This window comes from Neisseria sp. HMSC075C10 (assembly GCF_001815615.1).
GTDB lineage: Bacteria > Pseudomonadota > Gammaproteobacteria > Burkholderiales > Neisseriaceae > Neisseria > Neisseria subflava_A.
Genome location: NZ_KV821279.1, coordinates 1 through 287, shown reverse-complemented (window position 1 = coordinate 287; position 287 = coordinate 1). Strand labels below are relative to the sequence as shown.

Below are 287 nucleotides of genomic sequence, written 5' to 3'. Positions count from 1 at the left end.
TACCAAGAAGCCCGAAGCTGGGGCGTAGGCGGCAGCAAAAGCCGTGCGCTTAGCGCCGCCGAAACCCTGATTACCGGCGCCCTGGGCGGACAGGGTGATTTACAGCTGGCGGCCAATACGTTGGCGCCGTATGCCGCAGCTGCCATCGGCAAGCGCTTCGGCCACGGTGAACACAAAAACGAAGCCGCGCAAGCAATCGGCCACTTTATGCTCGGTGCCGCCTTGGCCTACGCCAACGGCGCCGACCCGCTTGCCGGCGGCAGCGCTGCCGTTGCCGCCGAACGTGC

1 pseudogene is annotated in these 287 nt (G+C 66.2%); it reads left to right on the top strand.

Annotated features, from left to right (window positions below):
- Positions 1-287 (top strand): annotated as a pseudogene (locus HMPREF3047_RS10780) (hypothetical protein); the annotation flags it as partial.